Annotated in this window: 3 protein-coding genes; all 3 read left to right on the forward strand. The window is 68.3% G+C overall.

Annotation, left to right across the window (positions count from 1 at the left end):
• Positions 1-568 precede the first annotated feature (568 nt).
• Positions 569-3,337, forward strand: coding sequence for a TonB-dependent receptor (locus EV278_RS05780; RefSeq protein ID WP_243692093.1), 2,769 nt, complete (start codon positions 569-571; stop codon positions 3,335-3,337).
• A 100-nt stretch (positions 3,338-3,437) separates the two neighbouring features.
• Positions 3,438-4,973, forward strand: coding sequence for a tryptophan halogenase family protein (locus EV278_RS05785; RefSeq protein ID WP_132087837.1), 1,536 nt, complete (start codon positions 3,438-3,440; stop codon positions 4,971-4,973).
• A gap of 54 nt (positions 4,974-5,027) precedes the next feature.
• Positions 5,028-6,031: sugar-binding domain-containing protein (locus EV278_RS05790; RefSeq protein WP_347812817.1), on the forward strand; the 1,004-nt coding region annotated here is incomplete at its 3' end.

Below are 6,031 nucleotides of genomic sequence, written 5' to 3' on the forward strand. Positions count from 1 at the left end.
CCCCCGTTCTCCTGAAACCTAAGATTTGTATGACAATTGATCTGTTCCGGCAACCCAGGCCGCCAAACAAGCCCGCCTTCGTGCGGTCGGCCGGTGCGGGGCGACGGCGCGATCCGGGCCACGCCGGGCCGCTTTGGCCGCGATCAGCGGGCGGACGTTCGGTGAGGCGGTGGTGTGCGGAGCCCCGGGGCGTGGAGGCGGCCGAATCCCTGGTCGCTGGGGCGATACCTCGCTAAGGACCTGTTTTTCCTTAACAAGCTTTACCATGGGGAAGGGGGCCTCGGTCGATCGGCGCCCCCGGCGGGACCGACCGGCCGTTCCGATCAGGGCGGCGCGCCACAAGCAAACCAGGCTTGGCGGCGTTGCGCGTCCCGTAGAACACCTGTTCCGGGTTGGTGGTTGCACAAAAATATCATTTACAGGCCAGCATGGATAAAATCGTACTTGTAGTACAAATGGTAGCGGCCTATGTCTGACTGGAAGTCGCGCCGTACGAGAGCGTGACAAGTCGAGAGCAGGAGGAAACGAAATGAGGGGTATTCAGTTCCAATTGATGTTGAGCGCGTCCGTGGCGACCCTCGGGGTATGCACGGCCGCCGGATCGGCGGTGGCCCAGACGGCCGGCGCGCCCGCGGCCCAGGCGCCGGCCGACCAGACGGTTTCCGAGATCGTCGTCACCGGCGTGCGCGCGAGCCTGCGCTCGGCCCAGGCCATCAAGCGCAACGCCGACCAGGTCGTCGATTCCATCCAGGCCCAGGACATCGGCAAGCTGCCCGACGCCAACACCACCGAGGCCCTGCAGCGGGTGACCGGCGTCCAGATCCAGCGCCGCTACGGCGAAGGCGCCACCGACTTCGACCACCGCACCCAGCCGGCGATCGCCATCCGCGGCCTGACCCAGGTGCAGAACTTCCTCGACGGGCGCGCCGTCTATTCAGCGTCCGGCGGCCGGGCCTTCGACCTGGAAGGCGTGCCGCCCGAGCTGTTGGCCGGCGCCGACGTCTACAAGAACGCGCCCGCCAACATCATCGAAGGCGGCGTCGGCGGCGCCGTGAACCTGCGCACCCGCAAGCCCTTCGACTCCCCCGACCGCGTCCTCAGCGCCACGTTCCGGGGCAACTACTATGACCGGGTGCGCAAGAACGGCGGCTCGATCTCCGGGCTCTACAGCGACCGCTTCGACACCTCGATCGGCGAGATCGGCGTGCTGCTCAACGCGGTGCTCAGCAAGAGCCGCTATCGCCAGGACGGCCTGCTGGCCGGGCCCTTCGACACCGTCGCGCCCGGCTCGATCACCGGCGCCCCGGCCAACGCCCAGGTGCCCTACGGCTTCGAGATCTACGACGACAAGGGCGACCGCAAGCGCCTGGGTATCGCCGCGGCGGTGCAATGGCGGCCCAACGACGACCTGCTGCTGACCGCCCAGTACCAGCGGACCAAGTACTGGTTCAACCGGACCGGCGCCTACTATTACGATTACAACAACCGCTCCAACGTCCGTAATTCGGCGGGGACGGTCACCAGCTACGGCACCGACCCGTTGCCCGGCGCGAGCTTCACGTTCAACGACGAAGGCTACGCCACCAAGGGCTCGCTGCAGAACCAGACCTTCGAGACCGGGCGTTTCGACCAGCAGCTGTGGAGCCAGAGCCAGAACTTCACGCTGAACGCGGCCTGGACGCCGACCGACCGCCTCAAGGCCAATTTCGACGCCCAGTACCTGAAGTCCTACTACAACGCCGACCGCAACGGCCACGTGCTGTCGCTCTATTCCCAGTCGGGCCAGAACGGGCTGACCGCGCCCCACAAGTCGATCGTCGACTTCGACCTGACCGGCAAGTACCCGCGGTGGGACGTGCGTGACGCCTCGGTCCTGAACAACCCGGCCAACTACACCACGCCGTACATGGCCGACTCCCTGCAGCGCAACGACGCCGACACCCTGTCGCTGGCCGCGGACGTCGAGTACGACCTGGAAGGCGGCTTCTTTGACAAGCTGCGCGGCGGAGCTCGCTATTCCGACAACAGCATCGACCTGCGCGGCACCTGGCACGGCGTCTGCATCACCGCCCTGGGCCCCGACGCCAACTGCTCGGCTCCGAACGGCACGCCGCTGGTGCCGCTGTCGGCCCATCCGGAACTGTCGATGCCCGGTCCGTCGATGCGCTGGTTCGACGGCAACACCGTCAAGGGCGGGATTCTCTATCCCGCCTTCCCCAAGGGCGACGGCGTCTGGGCCCAGACCAAGGCGCTCTACGCCCTGTTCGGCGCCCAGACCAAGGACGCCTTCACGCCCGGCGACCTCAACAGCCAGACCGAAAAGACCTATACCGGCTGGGCGATCGCCGACTATGCCGGCGAAGTGGCCGGCGTGCAGATCGACGGCGGCCTGGGCGTGCGGGTGATCAAGACTGAGGCGACCTCGAAGGGCACCCAGTTCAACAACGACGGCACCACCACGCCGATCGACGTGGACAACAGCTACACGCGCGTCCTGCCCAGCTTCAACCTGCGGGCCAAGCTGACCGACACGATCCAGGCCCGCCTGGCCTATTCCAAGGGCCTGGCGCGTCCCAACTTCGACCAGCTGTCGACCAACCTGACGCTCAACAACCCCAACCAGGTCAATCCGGTCACCGGTCACCCCAGCGCCAGCTCGGGCAATCCGATGCTGCGTCCGATCGAATCCGACAACTACGACCTGACGGCGGAGTGGTACTTCAACGACACCGGTTCGCTGACCGCCGGCGTCTTCTACAAGAAGGTCGACGGCTTCCTGGCCGGCGGCACCGTCCTGGGCTCCTATAACGGGGTGACCTACGACGTCAGCACGGTCGTCAATTCGGGCAAGGGCACGGTCAAGGGCGTCGAGCTGGGCTACCAGCAGTTCTTCGACTTCCTGCCGGGCCTGCTGAGCGGCCTGGGCGTCCAGGCCAACTACACCTATGTCGACAGCAGCGTCAGCAACCCGTTCGCCACGGCGGGGTCGGCGGCCCCGGCCCAGCTGCCGCTCGAGAAGCTGTCCAAGAACAGCTACAACCTGATCGGCCTCTACGAGAAGGGACCGGTCAGCGCCCGGGTCGCCTACAACTGGCGTTCGGCCTATCTGGACCAGACGACGGGCAGCGGGGCCAACGGCATCCCGCAGTACGCCAAGCCCTACGCCTCGCTGGATGCGTCGCTCAGCGTCGACATCAACGACCACGTGGCGTTCTCGGTGGATGCGGTGAACCTGAACAACCGCATGAACGTGCTCTACATCGGCACGCCCGCCGCGCCGCTGCAGTACCAGCTCAACGACCGGCGCTTCGGCGTCGCCCTGCGCATCACCTACTAACCTCCCCGGCTGGCCGACGTGGCGCCTGGGGCGTCACGTCGGCGCTTTTTTCCGACAAAACACCTTCGGTCCGCGCGCAAGACATGGTTCGATCGATCCGATGCTGACCGAAATCTCGCGCGAGAACGGACCGCTAAGGCGCATCGCCATCGTCGGGGGCGGCGCCGCCGGCTGGATGGCCGCTGCGGCCCTGGCCCGCGTGCTCGGCCCCCAAGGCCCGGCGATCACCCTGATCGAATCCGAGGAGATCGGCATCGTCGGGGTCGGCGAGGCGACCATCCCGCCCATCCGCGCCTTCAACGCCATGATCGGGCTGGACGAGGACGTCTTCGTCCGCGAGACCAGGGGCACCTTCAAGCTGGGCATCGAGTTCGTCGACTGGCGCCAGCGCGGACACCGCTATTTCCACCCGTTCGGGGTCTATGGCCCCGACTTCGGCCCCACCCCGTTCGAGGGGGCCTGGCGACGGCTGCGCCAGGCGGGACGGGCCGAGCCGCTGGAGACCTATTCGGTCTGCGCCCAGGCGGCTGCGGCCGGACGCTTCGCCCGCCCGCAGCCGGGGGGCGGCCCGCTGTCCCAGTTGGCCTACGCCTTCCATTTCGATGCGGCCCTCTACGCCAGGCTGCTGCGCGCCCATGCCGAGGCGGCCGGGGTCGTCCGCCGCGAAGGCAAGGTGGCCGCCGTGAACCTGCGGGGCGGCGACGGCTTCGTGGAGTCGGTGACGATGGAGGACGGCGAGCGGATCGCCGCCGACCTGTTCCTGGACTGCACGGGCTTCCGCGCCCTGCTGATCGGCCAGGCGCTGGAGAGCCCGTTCGAGGACTGGTCGCGCTGGCTGCCCAACGATCGGGCCGTGGCCGTCCCGTCGGCCAACGCCGGGCCGCCGGCGCCCTACACCCGCTCGACCGCCCGCGAGGCCGGCTGGCAGTGGCGCATCCCGCTGCAGCACCGCACCGGCAACGGCTATGTCTTTTCCAGCCGCCACGTCTCCGAGGACGAGGCGACCGCCAACCTGCTGGCCAATCTCGACGGCGAACCCCTGGCCGAGCCGCGGGTCCTGCGCTTCCAGGCCGGGCGGCGCCCCGCCGGCTGGGTCAGGAACGTCGTGGCCCTGGGCCTGGCCAGCGGCTTCCTGGAGCCTCTGGAATCCACCAGCATCCACCTGATCCAGGTCGGGATCGCCCGGCTGCTGGAGATGCTGCCGACCCGCGCGTTCGAGCCCGCCGACGCCCGCCGCTACAACCGGCTGATGGCGGCCGAGTTCGACGGCGTGCGCGATTTCCTGATCCTGCATTTCCACGCCACCGAGCGGCGCGACACGGCCTATTGGGAAGAGCTGGCCGCCATGTCCGTTCCCGACACCCTGGTCGAGCGGCTGCGCATCTACCGCGCGACCGGGCGGGTGTTCCGCGAGAGCGACGAGCTCTTCACCAAGACCAGCTGGCTGGCGGTGATGGACGGGCAGGGGCCTCGGGTCGAGGGCTGCGAGCCGCTGGCCGAGGGCCTGCCGCTCGATCAGCTCGAAGCGCGGCTGGCGCGGATCGCCGAAGCGACCGCCGAGGCCGTCCGGCGGATGCCCTCCCAGGCCGATTTCATCCGCGTCCACGGTCAGGCCGCGACGGTGGTCGCCGGCTGATCCACATTTTTGACCGACAAACGGGGCGGGGCGCCCCTTGAGAAGAGGGTTCGTATGCGACGGGTTCTATTGGCGGGTTTCGCCTCGTTCGGGCTGCTGACGGCGGCGCAGGCCGAAGACGCGCCCCGCGTGCAGCCGGTGCAGGTGGACGCGTCGCGTCCGGACTGGGAGAACCCGGCGGTGTTCGCGCGGGGCAAGCTGGCGGCCAGCGCCACGCACTTCGCCTTCGAGAGCCGTGAGGCGGCCCTGGCCGGCGACATGACCAAATCGGCGCGCTACCAGTCGCTGGACGGCCTGTGGTCGTTCAGCTTCTCGCCGTCGTCGGACGCGGTTCCCACGGGCTTCGAGCAGCCCGGCTACGACGTCTCGGCCTGGAAGACCATCAAGGTCCCGGCCATGTGGCAGACCGAAGGCTATGACCAGCCGCGCTACAACAACATCACCTATCCCTTCCCGGCCAACCGGCCGCTGATCCCGCACGCCACCAATCCGGTGGGGTCGTACCGGCGCAGCTTCGAGATCCCGGCCAACTGGTCGGGCCAGGCCGTGGTCCTGCACATCGGCGCGGCCGGCTCGGCCTACCAGGTGTGGGTCAACGGCGTGGAGGCCGGCTATTCCGAAGACTCCAAGCTGCCCAGCGAGTTCGACGTCACCAGGCTGCTGAAGGCCGGCCAGGCCAACATCGTGGCCATCCAGATCCACCGCTGGTCGGACGGCTCCTACCTGGAGGACCAGGACTTCTGGCGGGTGTCGGGCATCGAGCGGTCGGTCTATCTGAAGGCCGTCCCCAAGGCCTCGGCCAGCGACCTGTTCGTCCATGCCGGCCTGGACAAGGCCTATCGCGACGGGGTGCTGTCGACCGACGTGGCCCTGGCCGCCCGCGACAAGCCGGTGACCGTGCGCATGACCCTGCTGGACGGCGACAAGACCGTCCTCACGAAAGAAGCCAAGGTCGCGGCCGGCGCGGCGCGCACCCAGACCCTGGCCGCCAGCGTGCCGGGCGTGCGTCAGTGGACGGCCGAGACGCCCAACCTCTACACCCTGCTGGTCGAGGTGCT

This window comes from Caulobacter sp. BK020 (assembly GCF_004342605.1).
In the GTDB taxonomy this organism is placed as follows: Bacteria; Pseudomonadota; Alphaproteobacteria; order Caulobacterales; family Caulobacteraceae; genus Caulobacter.